General features: G+C 38.7%; 23 protein-coding genes and 1 pseudogene. 4 read left to right on the top strand and 20 right to left on the bottom strand.

Features of this window, described 5'->3' with window-relative positions; translation table 11 throughout:
• Positions 1–85: 85 nt before the first annotated feature.
• Positions 86–277, top strand: coding sequence for a pinensin family lanthipeptide (locus tag RCC89_14455; protein ID WMJ74357.1), 192 nt, complete (start codon positions 86–88; stop codon positions 275–277).
• A gap of 118 nt (positions 278–395) precedes the next feature.
• On the opposite strand, the gene RCC89_14450 is transcribed toward RCC89_14455, so the two are convergent.
• The 8 genes from RCC89_14450 to RCC89_14415 form a co-directional block, all read right to left on the bottom strand.
• Positions 396–2,774 carry a TonB-dependent receptor gene (locus RCC89_14450; GenBank protein ID WMJ74356.1) on the bottom strand — a complete coding sequence of 793 codons (2,379 nt, stop codon included), beginning with the start codon at positions 2,772–2,774 and terminating at the stop codon, positions 396–398.
• Positions 2,775–2,783: 9 nt separating this feature from the next.
• Complete coding sequence (locus tag RCC89_14445; GenBank protein ID WMJ74355.1) at positions 2,784–3,596, bottom strand: DUF4625 domain-containing protein; 813 nt, start codon at positions 3,594–3,596, stop codon at positions 2,784–2,786.
• Between the two features lie 605 nt (positions 3,597–4,201).
• The gene (locus RCC89_14440; GenBank protein WMJ74354.1) at positions 4,202–4,489 is read right to left on the bottom strand and encodes a hypothetical protein; all 288 of its coding nucleotides are present in this window, start codon (positions 4,487–4,489) and stop codon (positions 4,202–4,204) included.
• A 281-nt stretch (positions 4,490–4,770) separates the two neighbouring features.
• A complete protein-coding gene (locus RCC89_14435) occupies positions 4,771–5,058 on the bottom strand; it encodes a hypothetical protein (protein WMJ74353.1) in 288 nt (95 codons plus the stop codon).
• Positions 5,031–5,429 carry a GxxExxY protein gene (locus tag RCC89_14430; GenBank protein ID WMJ74352.1) on the bottom strand — a complete coding sequence of 133 codons (399 nt, stop codon included), beginning with the start codon at positions 5,427–5,429 and terminating at the stop codon, positions 5,031–5,033. Before RCC89_14430 ends, RCC89_14435 begins: the two co-directional genes overlap by 28 nt.
• Before the next feature lie 862 nt (positions 5,430–6,291).
• Positions 6,292–6,483, bottom strand: coding sequence for a hypothetical protein (locus tag RCC89_14425; GenBank protein ID WMJ74351.1), 192 nt, complete (start codon positions 6,481–6,483; stop codon positions 6,292–6,294).
• Between the two features lie 367 nt (positions 6,484–6,850).
• A complete protein-coding gene (locus RCC89_14420) occupies positions 6,851–7,309 on the bottom strand; it encodes a RidA family protein (GenBank protein ID WMJ74350.1) in 459 nt (152 codons plus the stop codon).
• Between the two features lie 3 nt (positions 7,310–7,312).
• Positions 7,313–7,756, bottom strand: coding sequence for a PaaI family thioesterase (locus tag RCC89_14415; protein ID WMJ74349.1), 444 nt, complete (start codon positions 7,754–7,756; stop codon positions 7,313–7,315).
• A gap of 568 nt (positions 7,757–8,324) precedes the next feature.
• On the opposite strand from RCC89_14415, the gene RCC89_14410 reads away from it, so the two are divergent.
• Together RCC89_14410 and RCC89_14405 are read left to right on the top strand one after the other, a co-directional pair.
• Positions 8,325–8,837 carry a hypothetical protein gene (locus tag RCC89_14410; GenBank protein WMJ74348.1) on the top strand — a complete coding sequence of 171 codons (513 nt, stop codon included), beginning with the start codon at positions 8,325–8,327 and terminating at the stop codon, positions 8,835–8,837.
• Positions 8,801–8,998 carry an alpha/beta hydrolase gene (locus RCC89_14405; GenBank protein WMJ74347.1) on the top strand — a complete coding sequence of 66 codons (198 nt, stop codon included), beginning with the start codon at positions 8,801–8,803 and terminating at the stop codon, positions 8,996–8,998. Before RCC89_14410 ends, RCC89_14405 begins: the two co-directional genes overlap by 37 nt.
• A 24-nt stretch (positions 8,999–9,022) precedes the next feature.
• Here RCC89_14405 and RCC89_14400 read toward each other — a convergent pair whose 3' ends face one another.
• The 12 genes and pseudogenes from RCC89_14400 to tyrS form a co-directional block, all read right to left on the bottom strand.
• Positions 9,023–10,330 carry an MFS transporter gene (locus RCC89_14400; GenBank protein WMJ74346.1) on the bottom strand — a complete coding sequence of 436 codons (1,308 nt, stop codon included), beginning with the start codon at positions 10,328–10,330 and terminating at the stop codon, positions 9,023–9,025.
• Between the two features lie 189 nt (positions 10,331–10,519).
• Positions 10,520–10,741 (bottom strand): hypothetical protein, encoded by a 222-nt coding sequence (locus tag RCC89_14395; protein WMJ74345.1) that lies wholly within the window; start codon positions 10,739–10,741, stop codon positions 10,520–10,522.
• Positions 10,742–10,824: 83 nt separating this feature from the next.
• On the bottom strand, positions 10,825–11,715 hold the full coding sequence (locus tag RCC89_14390) for an inositol monophosphatase family protein (protein ID WMJ74344.1): 891 nt from the start codon (positions 11,713–11,715) through the stop codon (positions 10,825–10,827).
• Positions 11,712–12,698, bottom strand: coding sequence for a DUF1679 domain-containing protein (locus tag RCC89_14385; protein WMJ74343.1), 987 nt, complete (start codon positions 12,696–12,698; stop codon positions 11,712–11,714). Before RCC89_14385 ends, RCC89_14390 begins: the two co-directional genes overlap by 4 nt.
• A 99-nt stretch (positions 12,699–12,797) precedes the next feature.
• Complete coding sequence (locus tag RCC89_14380) at positions 12,798–13,682, bottom strand: hypothetical protein (protein WMJ74342.1); 885 nt, start codon at positions 13,680–13,682, stop codon at positions 12,798–12,800.
• Between the two features lie 211 nt (positions 13,683–13,893).
• A pseudogene (locus RCC89_14375) lies at positions 13,894–14,301 on the bottom strand (SRPBCC family protein).
• Between the two features lie 95 nt (positions 14,302–14,396).
• Entirely contained in the window at positions 14,397–14,573 is a 177-nt protein-coding gene (locus RCC89_14370) for a hypothetical protein (GenBank protein ID WMJ74341.1), read from the bottom strand.
• Between the two features lie 67 nt (positions 14,574–14,640).
• The gene (locus RCC89_14365) at positions 14,641–14,949 is read right to left on the bottom strand and encodes a hypothetical protein (GenBank protein ID WMJ74340.1); all 309 of its coding nucleotides are present in this window, start codon (positions 14,947–14,949) and stop codon (positions 14,641–14,643) included.
• Between the two features lie 519 nt (positions 14,950–15,468).
• On the bottom strand, positions 15,469–15,681 hold the full coding sequence (locus tag RCC89_14360) for a hypothetical protein (protein ID WMJ74339.1): 213 nt from the start codon (positions 15,679–15,681) through the stop codon (positions 15,469–15,471).
• An 8-nt stretch (positions 15,682–15,689) separates the two neighbouring features.
• A complete protein-coding gene (locus RCC89_14355; GenBank protein ID WMJ74338.1) occupies positions 15,690–15,881 on the bottom strand; it encodes a hypothetical protein in 192 nt (63 codons plus the stop codon).
• Between the two features lie 398 nt (positions 15,882–16,279).
• The gene (locus RCC89_14350; GenBank protein ID WMJ74337.1) at positions 16,280–18,298 is read right to left on the bottom strand and encodes a site-specific recombinase; all 2,019 of its coding nucleotides are present in this window, start codon (positions 18,296–18,298) and stop codon (positions 16,280–16,282) included.
• A gap of 199 nt (positions 18,299–18,497) precedes the next feature.
• Entirely contained in the window at positions 18,498–19,772 is a 1,275-nt protein-coding gene (gene tyrS, locus RCC89_14345; protein ID WMJ74336.1) for a tyrosine--tRNA ligase, read from the bottom strand.
• A gap of 122 nt (positions 19,773–19,894) precedes the next feature.
• On the opposite strand from tyrS, the gene holA reads away from it, so the two are divergent.
• Positions 19,895–20,917, top strand: coding sequence for a DNA polymerase III subunit delta (gene holA / locus RCC89_14340; GenBank protein ID WMJ74335.1), 1,023 nt, complete (start codon positions 19,895–19,897; stop codon positions 20,915–20,917).
• The last annotated feature ends 161 nt before the right edge of the window (positions 20,918–21,078 follow it).

The raw sequence follows: 21,078 nt of genomic DNA, 5'->3' as shown, positions 1-21,078 counted from the left end.
ATTTGTATGGTAAATATTACATTTTATATTTGCAACATTGTTGCAACAGTATAAATTAATTTTTAATCTTAAAACTTTTACAATCATGAAAAATGAAAAGAAAGTAAAACTATCTGACCTTAAGTTTAAAAGCTTTGTAACTTCTCTTGACTCAGAAGTTTCGAATAAATTAAAAGGAGGTTTATTATGTGATACTGAAGATGATGCACACTGCCGTAAGCACAGTGAAACGCACTATGCTACCAATGCAGATTGTTGCGGTGCACAAATACAGTAGTTGGCATAGCCTTGTGGGAGTGTTTTCCCACAGGGCTTTTTTTATCAAAAATTAGAATGAAATGCATGTTTATTTTATTGCATACCTAGTTTTTATCGCTTGTTTGTTAATAGAAAAATTACAGTTGGACTTTTAAAGTTACATTAAAAGTCCTTCCTGGTTCTGGGAGATTAAGGAGGCGGTAGCGGCTTAAGTGGTTAAAGTACTTTTCATCTGTTAGGTTATGTACCTGAAAATACAAAGAAGCAGATACGTCTTTTATATTAAAGCTGACACCGGAAGCTATATTGAATAGCTGAAAACCAGGTGTTTCCAGTTCATTTCTTTCAACCCTTTTTTGGGGAGCATAAAGCTGATACTCTCCTGAAACAAAGAAGTTGCGCCAGTTCCCTTTAAGCTTGGCTAATTCGAATACAATTTCATTTTTAACAGATGGAGGAGGAGTGAAGGGTAGCGGGAGACCGGTAATAAGATTGTCGGCATATACTAGGTCTCCAGTAAGGTTGTAATTCCACTTTTTGTTTATTCTCCAGACAAGCTCAGCTTCAGCCCCCCTGTGAAGGGCAGGGGTTTGACGGAAGCTGTATTCTTGCCCCGCTTCAGGTATGGGATATAATGTGCCATCAATGTTAATGGTTGGAAAAACTCCGGAAGGGCTAAGGTAAATGTAATTAGTAAAATAATTATAGTAAGGGCTGAATGTAAGTTTCAGACGTGGGGCATTATATGCTAGAACTAAGTCAAATTGATAGCCCTGCTCCGGGTTTAGATCCGGTCTGCCCCGTTCATAGCGGAAAGTACCGTGGTGCATTCCATTGGCAGTAAGCTCTGGGGCGGCAGGCAGCCTGAAAGTTTTTCCGAAATTTAATTTCAGGTTTAAGTCCTCAGTAAGTATGTAAGAAGCTCCCAACGCTGCTGAATAATTAAAAAAGTCTCTTTTCAATAAAGGGCTGCGCAAGGTAGTATCTATGCGCTCGCCCATAAAATAAAAAGGAAACCAGGTTTCTTCAGCGCTGATATGGCCATATTCAAATCGGATCCCTCCATTCACATATAAGCGGGGGCTGAACTTGTATTTCTGTACCGTATAAAGACCTTTTTGAAAAGCATAATAATCAGGAATCAGAAACTCAAAACCTCCGGTACGGTTATCCTGAAAACTTGCCTGGAGCCCATAAACACTGCTCAGTTTTTCACCTTCTTTTACCAGTCTTGTATTTAAAGTAAAGGTATTAAGGATCAGGTGCAGTGCAAGGTCCGAACCATCGGTGGTATCTTGGCCGTGGGCGTGTGGGAAAGAGTGTTCTTTGCGGTTATTGTGCTGAAAACCAAGGTCTGTTTCCCATTTAAAATTTTGAAAGCTTAGAATGTGGTTAGATATGATTTTGTAATGCCTGACATCCTGCTTAGGTAGTTCAATGTTACGAAAATCCCCATCATGAACCAGTTGATATGCAGTAGGAATGCCCATGGCTCCACTGAAAATCCCTGCCACCTGATTAAATCCTGAAAAAGTAACTGAAGAAACACTTTTTTTGTGCTTTCGGGCTACTTTCAAAGAAAAATGCCGTTCTCTTCCTGCTGTATTTTTTAATCTTTCGTTATATACAGGCAGTACAAAACGGTTATAGGTAAACTCTTTTGCAGGAACCCTGTAGTCTCCATAATCCAGCCCGGTCAGGTTAATTCTGTAACCCCAATTGTTGATATTGCCTTTTGCCATGGCCGACAGACCATAGGTGTCATTAAAAGAACGATATAGTGTCCTTACTTGTCCGGTATGGGTGTTTTCAGGAAGAAGTTTGTCGTGCTTGATATTGATTACCCCACCTAAGGCATCACTACCATAAACCAGCGAAGCAGGTCCTCGTATTATTTCGAGGTTTTCTACGTCATATTGGTCTATTTCCAGGCCATGATCTGCTCCCCATTGCTGTCCTTCTTGTTTAATACCATTATCAGCTACAACCACCCTGTTAAAGCTCAGCCCTCTGATAACAGGTTTGGAAATACCTACACCCATATTGATAGAGCTGATACCCGGACGTTTTTCCAAGGTGTTCATTAAAGTTGTTCCCGCATTTCTGTCAATATACTGCTGACTTATGCTTTCTGATAAAACAGAGCTTTGCAATCGGGTTTGTTTCAGTGGGTCAGAAGTAATGATCACTTCATCAAGTTCGTGAACTTTATAGTCCAATACTATTTCAAGCACAGTGTCAGATGTCAGGTCCAGGTGAAGGAGTTTGTCTTGGTAATCTGAATGTGTCACATGCAGGTGATTCACTCCTTCATTTACCTCTGTAAAATGAAAGTTTCCATTTTTATCTGTTATCTGAGTCTTCTTACTGTCCGGGTTTCTCACAAAAGCCCCTTCCAGTTTTTCTCCTTCCGGGTTAATGATTGTACCTCTAAGGTCAAAAGTGCCATTTTGGCCATTTGATACAAAGCACCAGAAAGTAAAGACAACACCAAAAAGGGTTCCTGACAGCTGCACTTGCCTTGGTTAAATGAAGTTGATGGTTATGTTTTCTTCCAAAAAATTGTTCAGCTCATCGAAAACTCTTACTTTGAAATTATGTGGCCCTTGTTCCGATGAAAGGGGGACTGTGAAGTTGACCGAAAAATCTTCCGAGGTTCCAGCGTCAGCGCTAAAATATTCTTCTGCTGCCGTAAATTCCACTCCTGAAGAATTGTAGTAATATATTTCAACCCTGCCATTGTTCAGGCTGTGATTGTCTGTTGCTGTCCCTTCAAAAGTTATAGTGCTTCCTCTTTCGGCAGAATGGTTATTAAGAGGAGATGATAAAGTGAAAGCAGGTGGCTCTCGGTCTGCTATGTTTTCTATCTTAATGCTATGTACCAGAGGGTCTGCCTCATTACCTTCCTTGTCAGTACAAAAGATCATAATATGATAGTCTCCAGCAGCGACATTTTCAGGTACTTTTAGCTTCTCTGTGACATTACTTATTTTGCCATGTAGCTCTTTGATTTGTACGACAAACCATGGCTCTCCGAGCCTTTGGGCGGTTCGGTGGCCGTGACAGTCAAAATTGTGGTGAATGTCAATTTTGTACTGAGAAAGTTCTTGATTGTCCGAAAATCGAAGGTCAAGTACTAGTGTGTCTGATGACATAAGCATGAATACTTCAGGCTCCGTTGCCCCGCAAATCTGAGCATCTACACCTTCAGGGACTGAATAAAGTAGCTCAACCTTTGGTCTTTCAGTATCAGGCTTTTCAGGTTTCTCTTTAGGTTTGCAGCAATAGGATAATAATAAAAGTATCGGTATATAAAAAAGCGTTTTTATATGTTTCATGCTCTGGTTGCTTTAAAGAATTATAGCTACAGTTTTAACTGCAACAATGTTGCGATAAAATTAAATAAAAATAGCAATTAAACCAAGAGTCAAGGAGAAAAGGAGGTGTCGAAGGGTAGGTTAGGGGCGGCTGAAAAATACAGTGTACAAGATACTTATGGCCTTGCATGAAGATGTATTGGAATACTTCGAATGTAAGACCATAAAGTAGATGTACCCTTGTGGCTAGTCCAAAAAAACGTGTTGATTAAAAATTTCTCCATTTACTGTACACGAAAAAATAAGAAATATGCTAAAATAAACAGGTCAATGTTTTGTACGTTTTTCAGTGCGCACTAATTACCCTTAGGCTTCATTAAACATCTTCCGACTTTCTCTCCATTGAAAAAAAATCTGCTCATTCTTTAATCCTGCGAACTCTGCTTCAGACAATAAAAAATTCTGCTCATTCCTTAATTCCGAGAATTCTGCTTCTGAAATTATCCGTCTGAATCAGGATTTCCAGAATGTTAGAATTTCCAGAATTAAAGGGGGAGGAGCCTATAAGTACCCTTAGGCTTTAAGAGCATTCTTTCGGTTCCCTTTCTCCACTGAAAAAATTCTGTTCATTCTTTAATTTCGAGAATTCTGCTTCTGACATTATCCGTCTGAATCAGGATTTCCAGAATGTTAGAATTTCCAGAATTAAAGAGGAGGAGCTTATAAATACCCTTAGGCTTTAAAAGCATTCTTCCGACTCTCTTTGCACCAGATAAATTCTGTTCATTCTCTAATTTTGAGAATTCTGCTTCAGACAATAAAAAATTCTGCTCATTCCCTAATTCCGAGAATTCTGCTTCTGACAATAAGCAATTCTGTTCATTCTCTAATCCTGAGAATTCTGCTTCTGACATTATTTGTCTGAATCAGGATTTCCAGAATTTTAGAATTTCCAGAATTGAGAGGTAGGAGCTTATCAGTACTCTTAGGCTTTTAAAAAATTTCTCCGACTTTCTCTCTACTGAAAAAATTCTGTTCATTCTTTAATTCCGAGAATTCTGCTTCTGACATTATTCGTCTGAATCAGGATTTCCAGAATGTTAGAATTTCCAGAATTTAAGGGGGAGGGCCTATAAGTACCCTTAGGCTTTAAGAGCATTCTTTCGGTTCCCTTTCTCCACTGAAAAAATTCTGTTCATTCTTTAATTTCGAGAATTCTGCTTCTGACATTATCCGTCTGAATCAGGATTTTCAGAATGTTAGAATTTCCAGAATTAAAGAGGAGGAGCTTATAAATACCCTTAGGCTTTAAAAGCATTCTTCCGACTCTCTTTGCACCAGATAAATTCTGTTCATTCTCTAATTTTGAGAATTCTGCTTCAGACAATAAAAAATTCTGCTCATTCCCTAATTCCGAGAATTCTGCTTCTGACAATAAGCAATTCTGTTCATTCTCTAATTTTGAGAATTCTGCTTCTGACAAGTGGTTCTGTTGTTAAAGATTAGTTTGTATTCAAGGCTTTTGCTCCCAAAGTTTATGAGTAAACCTTTTGGAAATTGATAGGCCGCAACATAATTTTTTGCCTGTACGAGGTGTACATTCTGAAGAGCAGTCAGGGCTTTCAGTTCTACAACAACATTATTTTCAACAACAAAATCAGCTCGCCTTGTGCCAACCTCAATATTGTCATAATATACCACGTGTTCTTGTTCACGTACAAACGACAGATTAGCCCTTTCCAACTCAATGGCAAGGCATCTTTGATAAATTACTTCCTGCCAGCCAGGTCCCATTTTGTTATGAACGTTTATAGCACATCCGATGATTTGATAGGTTAATGCGTCTTTTTCCATAATTAGAGAATATGCAAAGCCTGCAAAAAATGGTTATTACAAAAAATACAATGTAATCTAACCTTCAAAGTTGATTAATGCAAAGTGTACTTATAAGACAATGCATCTCTTCTGTCAGGATCAGGATTTCCAAAACTTTAGAATTCTCAGAATAAAAAAGGAGGAGTCTACAAGTGCCTTTAGGCTTTAAAAGCATTCTTTCGGCTTTCTCTCCACTGAAAAGTTCTGTTTATTCTCTAATTTTTGAGAATTCTGCTTCTGACATTATTTGTCTGAATCAGAATTTTCAGAATGTTAGAATTTCCAGAATTAAAAAGGAGGAGCTTATCAGTACCTTTAGGGTTTAAAAGCATTCTTCCGACTCTCTCTCTACCGAAAAATTCTGTTCATTCTCTAATCCTGAGAATTCTGCTTCTGAAATTATCCGTCTGAATCAGGATTTCCAGAATGTTAGAATTTCCAGAATTAAAGGGGGAGGAGCCTATAAGTACCCTTAGGCTTTAAGAGCATTCTTTCGGTTCCTTTTCTCCACTGAAAAAATTCTGTTCATTCTTTAATTTCGAGAATTCTGCTTCTGACATTATCCGTCTGAATCAGGATTTTCAGAATGTTAGAATTTCCAGAATTAAAGAGGAGGAGCTTATAAATACCCTTAGGCTTTAAAAGCATTCTTCCGACTCTCTCTCTACCGAAAAATTCTGTTCATTCTCTAATCCTGAGAATTCTGCTTCTGAAATTATCCGTCTGAATCAGGATTTCCAGAATGTTAGAATTTCCAGAATTAAAGGGGGAGGAGCCTATAAGTACCCTTAGGCTTTAAGAGCATTCTTTCGGTTCCTTTTCTCCACTGAAAAAATTCTGTTCATTCTTTAATTTCGAGAATTCTGCTTCTGACATTATCCGTCTGAATCAGGATTTTCAGAATGTTAGAATTTCCAGAATTAAAGAGGAGGAGCTTATAAATACCCTTAGGCTTTAAAAGCATTCTTCCGACTCTCTTTGCACCAGATAAATTCTGTTCATTCTCTAATTTTGAGAATTCTGCTTCTGACATTATTTGTCTGAATCAGGATTTCCAGAATGTTAGAATTTCCAGAATTGAGAGGTAGGAGCTTATCAGTACTCTTAGGCTTTTAAAAAATTTCTCCGACTTTCTCTCTACTGAAAAAATTCTGTTCATTCTCTAATCCTGCGAATACTGCTTCTGAAAATATTCGTCTGAATCAGGATTTCCAGAATTTTAGAATTTTCAGAATTAAAGGGAAGGAGCCTATAAGTACCCTTAGGCTTTAAAAGCATTCTTTCGCCTCTCTTTCCACTGAAAAATTCTGTTCTTTCTCTAATTCTGAGAATTCTGCTTCTGACAATAAGCAATTCTGTTCATTCTCTAATCCTGAGAATTCTGCTTCTGAATTAGTAGCTCAGCAAAGAGTAAAAGTAGCTGTAAGCCCTACGCAAAAGTTTCTCGGTAGACGGTCTACCCCGAAAATAGCTCTTGAGTGGACACCTTTTTCCCCTAAAACATTTACAAAAAGGTCAGAAGCGCCATCAACTACTTTAGGAGCTTGGTTTGTCCACGAATCGGAGGATACATAGTATGCGTCTAAGTGGTTCAAGCCCTCTATACGGTCAAACCCTGGATTTTTGTCTATATGCGCCAGCACATTTAAAGCGCACATCTGCATGGCTTTATATCCATCTTGGGTGGTAAGGACTTCCCCTAGTTTTCCTGTATAATAAACCTTTCCGTTTTGTTTTGGAAACTGTATGGCAAGATAAGCTATATTCCCTCGGATGTTTACTGACACGTAATTTCCTCCAGGAGGCGGAGGCTCTGGTAGTTGAAGTCCTAAGACGCTTAGTTTTTCTCTAATGTTCATATCTTAAAGGGTTGGGATTTTTACTTCGGTTTTAAACATGTTGGAATACCCCTTGGCGATAAGCCTACTTTTACTTTCGTTCCAAATGTCACATTGGGCATTTATAAACTGACGTCCTTTTTTAATTACTGTAGCCTCTGCTATGATGATATCGTTTTCTTTGGCGGAAGATAGGTAGTCGATGTTTAGGTTTATAGTCGCATAATAGTGATCTTCTCCATAAGTAAAGGAAGTTACCCCTATAGTATCATCTACTATGGCTGCCGTAGCCCCTCCATGTAGAATGCCCATAGGGTTTGTCCATTCTTTCCTGATTTTGTACCTCAGTGAAAGCGCTCCTTTCTCTGCTGAGAGAATTACAGGATTTAACCATTTCATCATAGGAGAAGGGGCGTTTATGTTTTCTTTTCCGACATGGAGTTTTAAAAAATCTAATACGCTGGTCATTAGCTTTGGTGGTGTTTTAAAGCACTAAAGGTAACAAGTTTTGGCGATTGATAATACAATGATAGGAAATACGATGTGCCTATACCTGAAAAACAAAAATAACAGCCCTTGCCGGATCCGTTCCGGCATCTGTTAGTAGTTAGCAGGAAAGTAGTTTTTTTAATAGACGTATTTTACGGATACTGCTACTTACCAACAGACCCCGCAACAGGTGCGGGGGGAGATCAAAAGGATTTATTTTTTGCTTTATTTTACCTTATGCAAAACTGTTTGGGTGCTTATATCTGAAAAAAAATAACAGCCCTTGCCGGACCCGGTCCGGCATCTATTGAGAGTTGGCGGATGTATTTTATATATATAGGTCGTACGCTCCTAATGGGGCTATTTAGTCTTTCTAGGTTGGTGCTCCAATTAACCACATATGACTATTTTCTTGTGATGTGGATTAATGCCTGGTTTTCTGCTAAAATATACCTCTGTGGTATTTTGTTCTGATTGTTAGGATAGTATATTTGTTTTCTATAAAATTAACCATCTTTTTTATGCAGATTTTTTATAGTATTTTTTTATGAAAGCTGATAACAACATTGGTGTAGTTCTTCTTCATGGTGCTGGATTAAACAGCATGATTTGGAAAAAGGTACAGGAAAAACTTGAGATGCCATCGCTGGCTGTTGACTTCCCTAAAAGGAATAATAAAGGTAAAAAAAACTTGAAGTTTGTTGATTATGCTTCTTCTGTTGCAAAACCTATCAATCAATGGGGTATAAGTAAATTAGGTCTCAAAGTGGCAGATTTGTTTAAAGAGAGAGCGGTAGGTATTGTTGGGATGGGCGCTGCTATACCCGCCAACGGTAAATCTTTTATTTCTTGTCTTCCTTTTCCTCAGCGCTATATAATGCCATTAGTTCTGAAGCTTTCAGGCACCATGCCACCTGAAAGTGCTATAAAAAATGGCTTTGCAACGATTTGTCAGACGAACAAACAGCGTGGGTTGTCCAAAACTTTACTCCTGAATCAGTTTTGTTGTTTACTGAAAATTGTATGGCCAAGCCTACTGGTATTTCTTCTATGTACATAAAGCTAGAAAACGACCGGGAGTTTTCTGTAGGTGTGCAAAACAAAATGGCACAAAACCTTAAAGCTGAAAAAGTTAAAACGCTTAAAAGTGGCCATTTGCCTATACTGAGCAGGCCGGAAGAAGTGGCAGAAATTTTGAATAAATTTATTAATGCGCTATAGGGGAGTGGAAAGCAATTTACTTCGTTAACCCTCTGAAGTTCTTTTGTACCTCTTATATTTGCTTAAAATCTTATTTCGGAAGACAAAAATAATCAGACCTCCAAGAAAAACCACGGCAGCGCCTAGTCTGATAGCAAAGTCTACATTAATAGTTTCTGAGACATAACCTATCTGTAAGTTTCCAATAGGCGTCATGCCAAGGAACATTAAAATATAAATGCTCATTACCCGTCCACGAAATTCGTCTTTAACGATACGTTGGATTGAGGTATTGATCATGGCAGCCTGGAACAATAAACCCATTCCCGAAAGAAACATCAAAAGTAAAGCGAACGGTAAATTGGTGGTAAAAGTAAACAGTGAGATACTGATGACGAACATTAAGTTTCCAACAAAGATAAAAGGTAGGGGAGAGAGTCTTCTCGAAAAACCACCAACTATCAGCGCCCCTAGCAAACTCCCTAGTCCAGATGCTGCATATAGGTAACCTAAACCAGTAGCGTCTAAGTGGAATGTGTTTTGAGCAATAAATGGCAGTAAGGTAGTGTATGACCAGCCAAATATGGATATAATGCCCGCAAGCAAGATGAGTGTTGAAATAACCGGGTGGGTAAAGGTGTACTTTAGGCCGTCTTTGATTGCACGAAAGGCCTTTGGTTGTTGCGTTTTGGCCAGCTTTTTAGGTAACTTCATGCTGGTAAGCGCAAGCAATACGGCTATATAAGATACCCCGTTCACAATGAAAGCCCCACCAGTGCCTATCCAAGCTATCAGTAATCCTGCCAGTCCGGGGCCAATGACCCGAGCCCCGTTAAACACTGAAGAGTTAATGGCTATGGCTGATGTCAACTGGTCTTTAGATACAATTTCTGATACAAATGCCTGTCTTGCAGGAGCGTCCAATGCGTTGACCATGCCTAGCATAAAGGCCAGTAGAGCGATCAGCCAAACAGTAATAAGGTCAAAAATGGAGAGTAGGCCTAAGGCAAAAGCCAATATCATGGCGGAAAACTGTGTGTAAATCAGTATTTTCTTCTTTGAAAGCCTATCTACGATAACACCTCCAAAAAGTGTGAAAAATAAGGTGGGCAATGTACTCATAGCTGTTACCAGCCCTATAAGAAAAGCAGAATTGGTCAACTTTAATACCAGCCACCCTTGTGCCACTATTTGAAGCCAGGTTCCTATAAGTGAAATAAGCTGCCCCCAAAAGTATTTTACATAGTTGCTGCTTTTAAATGCTGGGAAAGCTTCAGCAATCTTTCTTACCCATTTCACATCTGCAGTCCCTGTTTGAGGGTTCAACCACTTGTCCCTAGACTGATCTGACATTCTTAACTCGCTCTTAAAAACAGGTTTTTGCTTAACATAACATGAAGTAAAGAAACTTGGTTAATATTTCCTATGTATTATCAGGTTATTACTTAATAAATGGGAACAACGGAGGTTGTACTAAGTGTTTTTGTTTGCATGTTTTTATGCTTGAATTGTGCAGTAGAAAGCTCTATTAGGTATTTCAGGTTAAGTAAGTCCATGCACTATTGCACTATATACGGCAGTTCCTATAAGCCCCAGAAGAGTTACGGATAAAAGGATTAAAAAAATCCTAAGGAGTATAAATTGCCCTGCTAAGGAATATGAACCAGCAAACTCCTTGTCTTTAATGGTTGATGCTTTTTTGTTGCTTCTGTATTTTAACACTAAAAACAGCCACCCTAGTCCAAGTAATAATACTTTCCTCATGAAACACGTGTGTTTATCCTGAATTATGCGATAGATTTCGTCATGAGGAGCAAAATAGCAATAACTCAGCACTTTTGGGTCGTTTATATTAAGAAACCATCTTTGTTTTCATGATAGAAATCCTGAACAGCTTTTGAAATGGAAGGGCTTGTGCAGAAAAGAACCCCTTGTTTGTTCATGAAGGTGGAGGCTTGGTTTAGGTTTAATGCTTGGTTGTCCAAGTTGCATACAATAGCGTCAAGCTCATTGAAAATACAGGTTGTGGCCGCAAAGTCCCATAAGGAACCACCTCCTGTAGCTTTTTTGGGAAACTTTACATAACAGGCTGGGTTGTTTTCCAGTACCCAACAGGCATTTAAAACAGCACCACCTGTATCTATAATGCGCAACTCTTGTTCGCTGGACAGGTTCTCAAAAAATGCTTTTGTCTTTTGAAAAAGACGGTGTTTACGGAAACTTTTATCAATAATTAAGGTGAAACTCCTGTTTGTTTTTTTTAAATCCTGCATTTTTACAGGCTGGCCGTTTTCGTAAACCCCGACACCTCTAACTGCATGGAGTACTTTATTATTGACCGGATTAAAGACAACACCTATTTGTGGTATTCCGGTTTTCGAGATGAGTGCAATGGAAACGGAATAGCCTTTTTTCTTTTCTGTGAAAGGGAGGGTGCCATCCAAAGGATCTATACACCAGAAGTATTCTTTGGTAAACCTGCTATGGTCGTCTTCACTTTCTTCTGTCAGTAGTCCAAGGTTATAGGTTTGGAAGGTTGATTGAAGTTCCTCAAGGATAACCTCTTGGCTTAAGCGGTCAGCAACAGTTACTATTTGTGAAGCCAGGTTTTCTCCTCCTGTTTTGCTTTCCACCTTAACCTCTTTGTTTGCGTACTCATTAATTATTTTCGCTGCTTTTTGTGCTGCTTTTATTGCCTGTTGGCTTAGTTGTTCTAAATTATGAGAAGTCAGCATCATGACAATTCTTTCTGGAGTTGGGAAATAACTTGTTGGGTGACATGCTCACTATAGCTGTTTATTTTCCAGTGCCCTGGACTCCATCCTTTCAAAAAACGGTGAAAATCAGCCCATGCTACATGAAATAGAGACCTCCAATCTTCTTCCAACTTATCAGGGTCTGTACTAATGTTTTTTCTCAAAATGGCAGCGTGTAGTTCTTCGAAATAACAGTCCAGGATTTGAAGCTCTAGTTTTGCACTTTTTTCCTCGTCCAGACAACTTCCAATAAAGTAGGCAAGATCTTTCATTCCACAACCGGCACCCACATACTGAAAATCTACAGCGGCTACTTCTTGGTCATCTTTAGAAAAGCAAAAATTGGCAACTTTAGCATCACCGTGGACAAGGGTTTGAAACTTACTTGCCTTTAGTTTTTTGTCAATCGAAAAGGCCATTTCTTTAAGTGATAGATCACTTAGCGCTTCCAACTCTTCCTGTCTTGTTTCCAAATGCCAATAGGTACCAATTTCCCATAGCCCAACAGGTTTTTGGTGTAGAAAGGTTGCGTGGAAATTTGCCAGCCATTTTAGACAGCTTTTTATTTCATCCCATTGTAAGAAGGATTTTCTTTCAGGATATCCAGCAGCATTTAGGTCTTCTAAGACCATGACTACTTCATCGTCAAAAAAGTCAATGCTCAAGCATTTAGGTATTCGGCAGCTTTCATCACAAGAAGCACTGTAATGCTGATACCAGGCAGTTTCTACTTGGTAAGACTTTAGCTTTCTTTGGTGTCCTATAGTAGATTTCCAGCCTTTTGGGTGGTTTGGTGGTTCGTGTAGTAAAACCTGCTTGACTATGATAGAAGAAAGCGCACTGCCCTTTAGCTCAAACCTCAGGATTTGACCATAGTCGCTCCAAAGTTTTTGAACGACTTCAGCTTTTTTTATTTCATCCGCGCCTGTAACCTTCTTTATAAGTTCCTGTATCTTTTTGCTCATGGCTCTAAAGGAAATTTATAGCGAAGGTAGAAAAACGTTTCTTAAACCTGAAATGTGCGATAGAACTTCTATGTTAGCCAAGCAAGTCTATTCCTATACCTACCAGCTTACTCTAAGGCCAATATTATGGTGTATGACTGCTGTTGTTTGCATGCTTAAGTTTGGAATAGAGGTAAACTGTAACGAAGGTCTGGCTTCATAGTAAAGGTTCAAGAGTTTCCAAAAATCGTCGGTGGTTCCAAAGCGGAAATTGACGCCCAAAGGGACATAAGCAGAAGCGCCGAACAGTGTTCCAGTTCTTATATCTTCTTGTTGATATTCTTCACCTTCATAAAAAGGGGATATGTGCATGCGATCGTTCTCTGGTGGATGTGTAGTATATGATTGTTGTGTATGCCTAACTTCTGCATTTGACTGGAAAGAAGCTCCTCCTGTTATGCCCAAACCACTAAATAATGTAAACCTTTTTTCTGGGTTTGTGCTGAAGATCAAAGAACCTTCTAGGTGAATTTGTTCCGAAAGAAGTCTTGTTTGGAGTGTTCGCTGAGAAACAGAATCGACTGGGTAAACTTGACCTGTGTTTTCAGATGTTAAATTGTCAACATGATACCGGTCCTGTCTTCTATAGGAGGAATGTAAAGCTGTTCCTGATAAATAGATAAGCCCCAACCTTAAGCGTGGGTTACTTCTATATCCTTCTCCATTACTTTTGGCAAACTGAAAACCTACCAATAAGGACAAAGTGCCAGTGTTTAAGTAGTAGAACTCAGGAGTTCTTTGATAGCCGTCATAGTCTTGCCTTAACAAGTCTGACTCAGGTAAGGCTCTTTGCGTCTCTTCCAGCGTTTTAAAACGTCCTCTTTCTCCAAAGGTTCCTCCTTGAAGGTAAAAGTCACTTATTCTGATAAACTTGCTTTGCTGTTCTTGAGCAAACGTGTGAAAAGAAAATATTAAAAAGCTTGTAATTAAAATTAAGTTTTTCATAAAAGTAGGTGTTAAAAATATTCACTTCAACGGCAGCGCTGTTTTTTAATTATGTGTTTTTATGTAATAAAAGTATGGGTATGTCTTTGTTGAATGCAGTAAAAATGGTTATAGTAAAAAAAGTAATCGAAAGATTTACAAAAGTTCATTTGTCTCAAAGTTTATTTTTCCCCTCTTTCCAAGCAAGGATTCAGGAAGAGGGGGAGTGGGTTTATTGGCCAACGTTCTGCTGTTTCTCAAGTTCTCTGCAGCCAGAGACGTTTTGTGACTGTGTTGTATATTTGTAAAGGTCGTTAAGAGCTTTTTCCCAACCCTCTTGTGTTGGGTTTATATGCTCATGCTCCGACAAGCTTTCTTGCGTGACAGATAAGCGGCTTCCATTTTCGGATTCTTCAAACTTAACAGTTAGCTTAAAGAGCTCTTCATGGTCAAGGCCTTTTGCAGGCATTTTCCAGTTCCAGGTATAAACGAGCTTATTGCCCTTTTGTACTTCCTGATATTGCCCCTGAATAACAATTAAGGCAGCATTGCCAGAATCATTAAACACATACTTGATTTTACCATTTTCTTTAAGTTCATTGTTCGCTTCTTGTAGGGAACTTCCCATAGGCGCCCACCATTCTTTTAACCTGGATTATGCATTAGATTTCGTTATGAGGGGCAAAAGAACAAAAAATCAGCGTATTTGGTTTGCAAAGCATAGTGGTTCTATGGTTAAAAACCAAATGCGAGCGAAGCGTCTGATTTGAAGTTGTTTTGCCACGCAATAGAAAGTTCTAATGCATATTTCAGGTTTAACGCGTCTGTATCAGTCCATGCCTGATACAGTTGCTCTTTGCTTATAGGGAACTCCTTGCTGATTTCAAACATTTTTCCTGTGCCTGTTTTCATAATAATCCTCCTTCTTATAATTCAAAAACAAACATTTTTTAGAATCAGTTTTTAAAGCAACTAGACCTCAAGAGGCTATAATAATATTACAAAGGATCTGCATGATTTTATGGGCTTGGTTAATAGTCATCAGGTGCCCTCCATTTTCAATGATGATGTCCGGGTTGTTAAAGACAATGGGTAGTAAGCGGTCTTTAGAACCATGTATGTGTGTTATGTTCCCGGAAACACTTGTGTGAGACCACGATACTATTTGATCCATTGCCCAAGTTAAAAAAGCTGGATCTGTATCATTCAGAATTTGTGCTAAAATTTTTTTGTCGTGCAAAGTTTCTGCTCCAAACAACCAGTTTGTGAAAATATTAGGCTTCTTCATGAGTTGAGCAGGAATAAGCTTATGAATGTTAAAAGTACCAGCCCAACGGTAGTAAAAGGGAATTTCTTTGTAAGTTTTGGCAGAAGCTATTAATATTAATTTTTAGGATTACCCATTTAAATCTCTAGGAAGTAATAGGTTTTTTTTGTACGATAAAATGCTTTAAACTGCTTTTATTAAATAGCGATATGTGCGATTGTTAGAAAATAAAGCGGCCATTGATGAAATTGCGTTAAGAACTTTATAAGCATGAAGCGGCCAAAAAATTTGCTGTTTGAGCCCGACGCAAGGAGGGTGAGTTTCATCCCGATAGCTATCGGGATAGCGTAATGGTTATAAAGTTTAGCAAATTTCATCACAGGCCTTGACTTTTTTGCTTACTTTTTTTGTCTAAGAAAAAAAGTAAGGCCCTGCCGGCGAGGCAAAAAGTAACTTAGCGAGCCTAAGTAAGCTAATAACACATAAGATACCTAAGTGGGTAACCCTATTAATTTTTTAGCTTTAATGTGCTTGGCAACTTCAACAGCCATTATTCCTCCAAAAGATAGACCAATTAAAACAGAGTTTTGGACAGGTATTTGATTGCTGATCCTTTTTTGCATAAGCTTCTATGGTTTCGTTCTTTTCAGGAGGTACCCATTCAATAAAAGTGGTATCATAAGCTGATAGATCCAGTTGCTGGAAAGCTCGCTTATCTGCGCCAAGTCCACTAAAAAGGTATAGTTTTTTCATTCTTTAGGTTATTCGAAAATACTTTCCCATAAGCTAGGGACGGTTTGTTGATTGTTTTCCTCGATGCCTGCTTTAGAAAAGTGATAAGCTATTTCATTCAATTGGGCGCTGTCCCAAGAAAGACTGACTTTAGGTGCTACAATGTTCCATATTTGACAATGGAGGGTATTTGTAACTCCCTTTACACAATTATACTTCATAAAATCCAATATACCTTCCTATGTATGTTGTTTTATACAATGTTGATATTGCACTATGCTCTCATTATTTTAAATTGTTATGCTGAAAAAAACACCTTATGGGTAAAGGCCTGTGGTAGTGATTAAAAATAATATTATTTCAAAGCCAATCCTTACGCCCTTAGCAGGGCTTTTTCTTCTGACTGGAAAACCCACGAAAGTCCCGCTAGGGACGAAAGGTAGGTAGCTAATGGCATCTTTTGAAAATAGCTCCGTAGGAGCGGAACTCTGAAGTTTTTACATACCCTATTTTAAATTGAATCTAGGCTTATTGCTAAAATGACCTAGGAAACCATAAAAACATCTCCCTTTGTATAGAGCTATTTCATTCAACGTCTCAACACAGGCCTTAAGGGTTCCTAAACCGTTACGTCTTTTGGTTTTTCTGGTGGTGGTACCGGTTGTGGTTTTATTGGATCTTTTGGAGGCCAGAAAAACTCTAGAGGTTTTTTCCTGAAACGGGAAAAGAGAATACGTAAAAGCTGCTTGCTTTGCTTAAAGTTAACTTTACGGGATTTTATAGCTACAAATATAGCTAGACCAAAACTGACAAACAGGTTCACAAAACCAATGCTAAAGATACCGCCTATGGAAATGAGGATATCTTTTAGAGGAACATGGTTTTGCAATGTTGCCATACCAATACCAAAGGTTCCGGACGAGAAGGTAATGTGCCTTATATCCAATGGAAGTCCAAATATAGTCCCAAGCATAGCAGTACTACCAAGGAAAATTCCGAGGAAGAAGTTTCCAGCCAGGCTACCAAGGTTTTTGTCAATGTATCCAGCAAACTTTTCAAGCCTTTTTGCTCCTAAGACCTTAGTCAGTGTTTTATGACTTTTTAGTCTTTGTGCTATTTTGTAATAGACATTTTTATTGTCGTAATACCCTGAAATCAAACCTGCAAGGAAAAGATATACTCCTGCAATGGCTGCATGGAAAATTGCAGGGCTTTCGATGGGACTACAGTCTTTGATCATTTGCCAAGCCTTTTGAGGGTCTGCAAAAGGCTCTCCATGAAAGTGGAAATAAGCGGTAGCCAAAACATAAGCAACAGGAAAGGCTATGATCACATTGCCCAACAGGGCTATAATCTGCGAGCGGCTGATGCGTACAATCATATCGGCCAATTTATTGAGGCCTTCTTCAGCAGATTCTTTCAGATCCAGCGATCCTGCTATCTTCGTAGCGGTCATGGCTGGCTGCTTGGTTGCCAAGGTAGAGCGGGTAACATGAATTCCTATAAAACCCAAGGAGTAGTTCATGCTATACAAAAAGGCCTCGCCAAACAATGGCAAATGCAGATAATAAACAGCAGTTTTGATCATTGTCAGAAAGCCTACTATAAATCCTCCGCCCATAGAGGAACGGAACATTTTTCTGTAGTCTTTTCTGTTGGTGGTAATATAGTGCTCACCTGTTTTTCCTGCATGCTCTGTAATCTGAAAAGCCAATAAGTCAATATTGCTGGAAAAGTGCTCTGAAAAACTATGTTTTTTGTTTTCGGCTTTTACCAACTCCTTAAAGATGTCTATGGCTATATTTCCCGGCTGAGGAGTAGTGTCGGACAGGAGCTTTAGCAGCATCCTTATTCTTTTGATATTCTGCGTCAGCCTTTGAAGCATATAGGTCAGGTTGAGGCTGGCCCCAAACTTATTCCTATTGATCCTAATAATTTCAACATACTTTTCACACTGATAGAGTAGGTTGAAGATATAGTTTAATTGAGGATTGCTCGATGTACGGTCAAAGTCTTCCTGGTCATACTGCTCCAGGTATTTTAAAATAGCTTTGTTTTGCGTAAAAAATGGTGAGTCAAACTCTTCCAGTTCAGGTATTTTGTCTATTATGGCTGGTTCTATCCCGATACTGGTGATCCGTTGGGACAGGATAAGCACTGAGTTTAACACCTGCTGTTGAAAGTTGGTCTGCTCTCCCAAGGGACTGTCTTCGAAAATCGTATGGAGCAAGTCCATCCAAACAGCATTGTCTACCTTCTCAACCCACTCAAAGTCTGTCCTTTTACTGAAAATGTCATTCAGCAGCTTGGTCAAGTCTATTTCATGGTAAATAGGGGGGAGAAAGATGTGGTAAAACTTTCTGGAAGTTTCCTTAAAAAAACCATCGTTTGAGTGGATACCAGACTCCGTCAGAAGTCTAATATATTTTTTCCCTGCAAACAGGTTTAGGATATACTTTTGCAGTGCCTGTCTGAGGGCTTCGTCTTGTTTTAGTAATTCGGTTAGTGATACAAGTTTTTTCTCAGATTTATTCCAATCAGTAACGCGCGCTGGCCGTATCTGGTCTATAAGCATCTGAAGTTTAGTTTGGTCAGATGCCGGGTCTTTTTGAATTTGACTGAGTAAATCTGTAATCATTTAAGTAAACCGATTACTTAAGTAAAATATTTTTCTGAAACACCGAAAATACGAAAAAGCATTGAATTTTTTACAATACGACAAATGTATATGCTGGTTGCTTGTTTGTTGAATTGCAGTAAAAATCTTTTTTAATTGAAAAAATGCTTTAGCCATAGGCCTAACAACCCATGGCTAAAATAAGTGCATTTTTAAGGGTTTAATTTACTTTTACCAAAAAGTAGTTTTTCTTTCCTTTTTGCACCAAAAGGTATTTTTCTTGCAATAGGTCAAACTCTGTTCCTTGGTCAGGCGCATTGAGCTTTTCTTTGTTAATGCTCACACCGCCACCAGAAATCATTTTTCTGGCTTCGCCTTTCGAGGAAAATATGTTGGTTGCTTCTGACAAGAGTTCTGTTACATTTTTGGTGTTTTGTAGCGTTTCTTTGCTGATATCCACTTGAGGTACGCCTTCAAAAACAGCTAACAGGGTAGCCTCATTTAGGCTTTTCAGGTTCTCAGTAGTTGATTTTCCGAAAAGTATTTCAGATGCTTTTACTGCATTTTCAAACTCCTCTTCAGAGTGAACCCTAATGGTAATATCTTTGGCTAGTGCTTTTTGCAATACCCTTAAATGGGGCGCTTCTGCGTGTTCTTTTTCAAGGGCTTCTATTTCCTCTTTAGATTTGAGGGTGAAGATTTTAATAAACCTGGAAGCGTCTTCATCAGAACAGTTTAACCAGAACTGGTAGAACTTGTAAGGAGAGGTCATGTCTGGCGAGAGCCAAATGTTTCCGCCTTCTGACTTTCCAAATTTTGTGCCATCAGATTTGGTCAACAAAGGACAGGTTAGCGCAAAGGCCTCTCCTCCTTCCACACGCCTAATCAGTTCTGTACCAGAGGTAATATTTCCCCACTGATCTGAGCCGCCCATTTGTAACCTCATGTTTTTTTCTTTGTATAGGCGTAGAAAGTCGTAGCCTTGCAGAAGCTGGTAGCTGAATTCTGTAAACGTGAGGCCGTTTTCCAATCTTTTTTTGACAGATTCTTTGGCCATCATATAATTTACGGTCAGGTGTTTACCTGCGTCTCGTAGGAATTCGATAAAGCCAATATTTTTGAACCAGTCATAGTTATTGACTACCTCGGCCGCATTTTCTCCAGAAAAGTCTAGAAACTTTTCGAGCTGTGCTTTAATGCATTTTTGATTGTGTTCCAAGGTTTCTTCAGAAAGGAATTTTCTTTCATCAGACCTGCCGGATGGATCTCCTATCATACCAGTGGCGCCACCTATTAGGGCAATGGGCTTATGCCCTGCTTTTTGGTAGTGTACCAGTAGCATAATAGTTACAAGGTTTCCAATGGTCAAGGAAGAAGCAGTAGGGTCAAAACCGACATAGCCGGTAGTCATTTCTTTAGATAACTGCTCTTCTGTACCGGGCATAATATCATGGAGCATTCCGCGCCATTTCAGTTCTTCAACAAAATTTGTCATCAGCTAAGAAGGGTCATATAGATTTGAAACGGTGCAAAGATAAAAAATCCACCAGATTTTTTTTAATTTGCGTAATCTATAATCAATAAGATTGTCGTTTCGCTTTTAAAATAATTACTAAATTGGCAAATAACGCAGAAGCTGTACTTAAAGACCTGAAAGCAGGCAAATATGCTCCTGTCTACTTTCTTCAGGGTGATGAATCATACTATATAGACCTTATCTCTGGATATATAGAAAAAAATTGTTTGAGTGAGTCTGAAAAGGGGTTCAACCAAACGGTTTTATATGGTAAAGACGTTCAGATGAACGTTATTATGCAGCACGCCCGCAAATTTCCGATGATGTCCGAGAGACAGGTGGTGATCGTAAAAGAGGCTCAGGATATCTCAGACTTGGGAAAAGAAGCTGGTGACAAACTATTGGAGGCTTATCTTAAAAATCCGCTTCCCAGCACTATTCTTGTTTTTTGCCATAAAAACAAAACCCTTGACGCAAGAAAAGGTATAGCAAAAAAAATTAAAGACCATGCCATTCTTATTGACTCCAAAAAACTATATGACAATAAGTTGCCAGATTGGGTAAACACTTATTTTACCAATAAAGGATATAAAGTAAACCCCAAGGTGACGGTTATGTTGTCTGACTTTATTGGCAATGACCTCAACAGGCTGGCCAATGAAATAGATAAACTTCTGATTAACCTAAAGGAGGGGCAACAAGTAAATGAAGAATTGGTTGAAAAATATGTTGGAATAAGCAAAGAGTATAACGTTTTTGAGCTTCAGAAAGCACTGGCTTACAAAGACGTGTTAAAGGCTAACCGCATCATCAACTATTTTGAAGCTAATCCTAAAAACAACCCGTTGATTCCGGTTATAGCAGTCTTGTACTCGTTTTTTTCAAAAACATTTTTGGTGCATACTGCTGCTAGTAAATCAGAAAGCAACCTGGCAAAGCTTTTACAGGTCAACCCCTTCTTTGTCAAGGATTATTTAGCTGCGTCCAAAAGCTATCCCGCGGGAAAGGCCAGGAACATTATACACTACATCCGCGAAGCAGATCTTCAGGTAAAAGGAATTACAGGAGGAGGTACTTCAGAAGGACAGATTTTAAGAGAATTGGTTTTTAAAATATTGCATTAAATATAATTTCGGGTTCAGAATTTCGTGTTTAAGATTGGGGTACTACAATCACGAACTTTCGGGAAAGTTTTATTTAATTGCTAAATATTTCTTTAATTTGGACAGACTTTTACTTTAACTAATTTTATCTATACACCAAATAGGCCGGTTTTGTTTATAAA

The sequence above is a fragment of the Cytophagaceae bacterium ABcell3 genome, assembly GCA_030913385.1.
Classification (GTDB): Bacteria; Bacteroidota; Bacteroidia; order Cytophagales; family Cytophagaceae; genus ABcell3.
The sequence above is the reverse complement of the archived record's forward strand: the minus strand, read 5'-3'. Positions and strand labels throughout refer to the sequence as shown.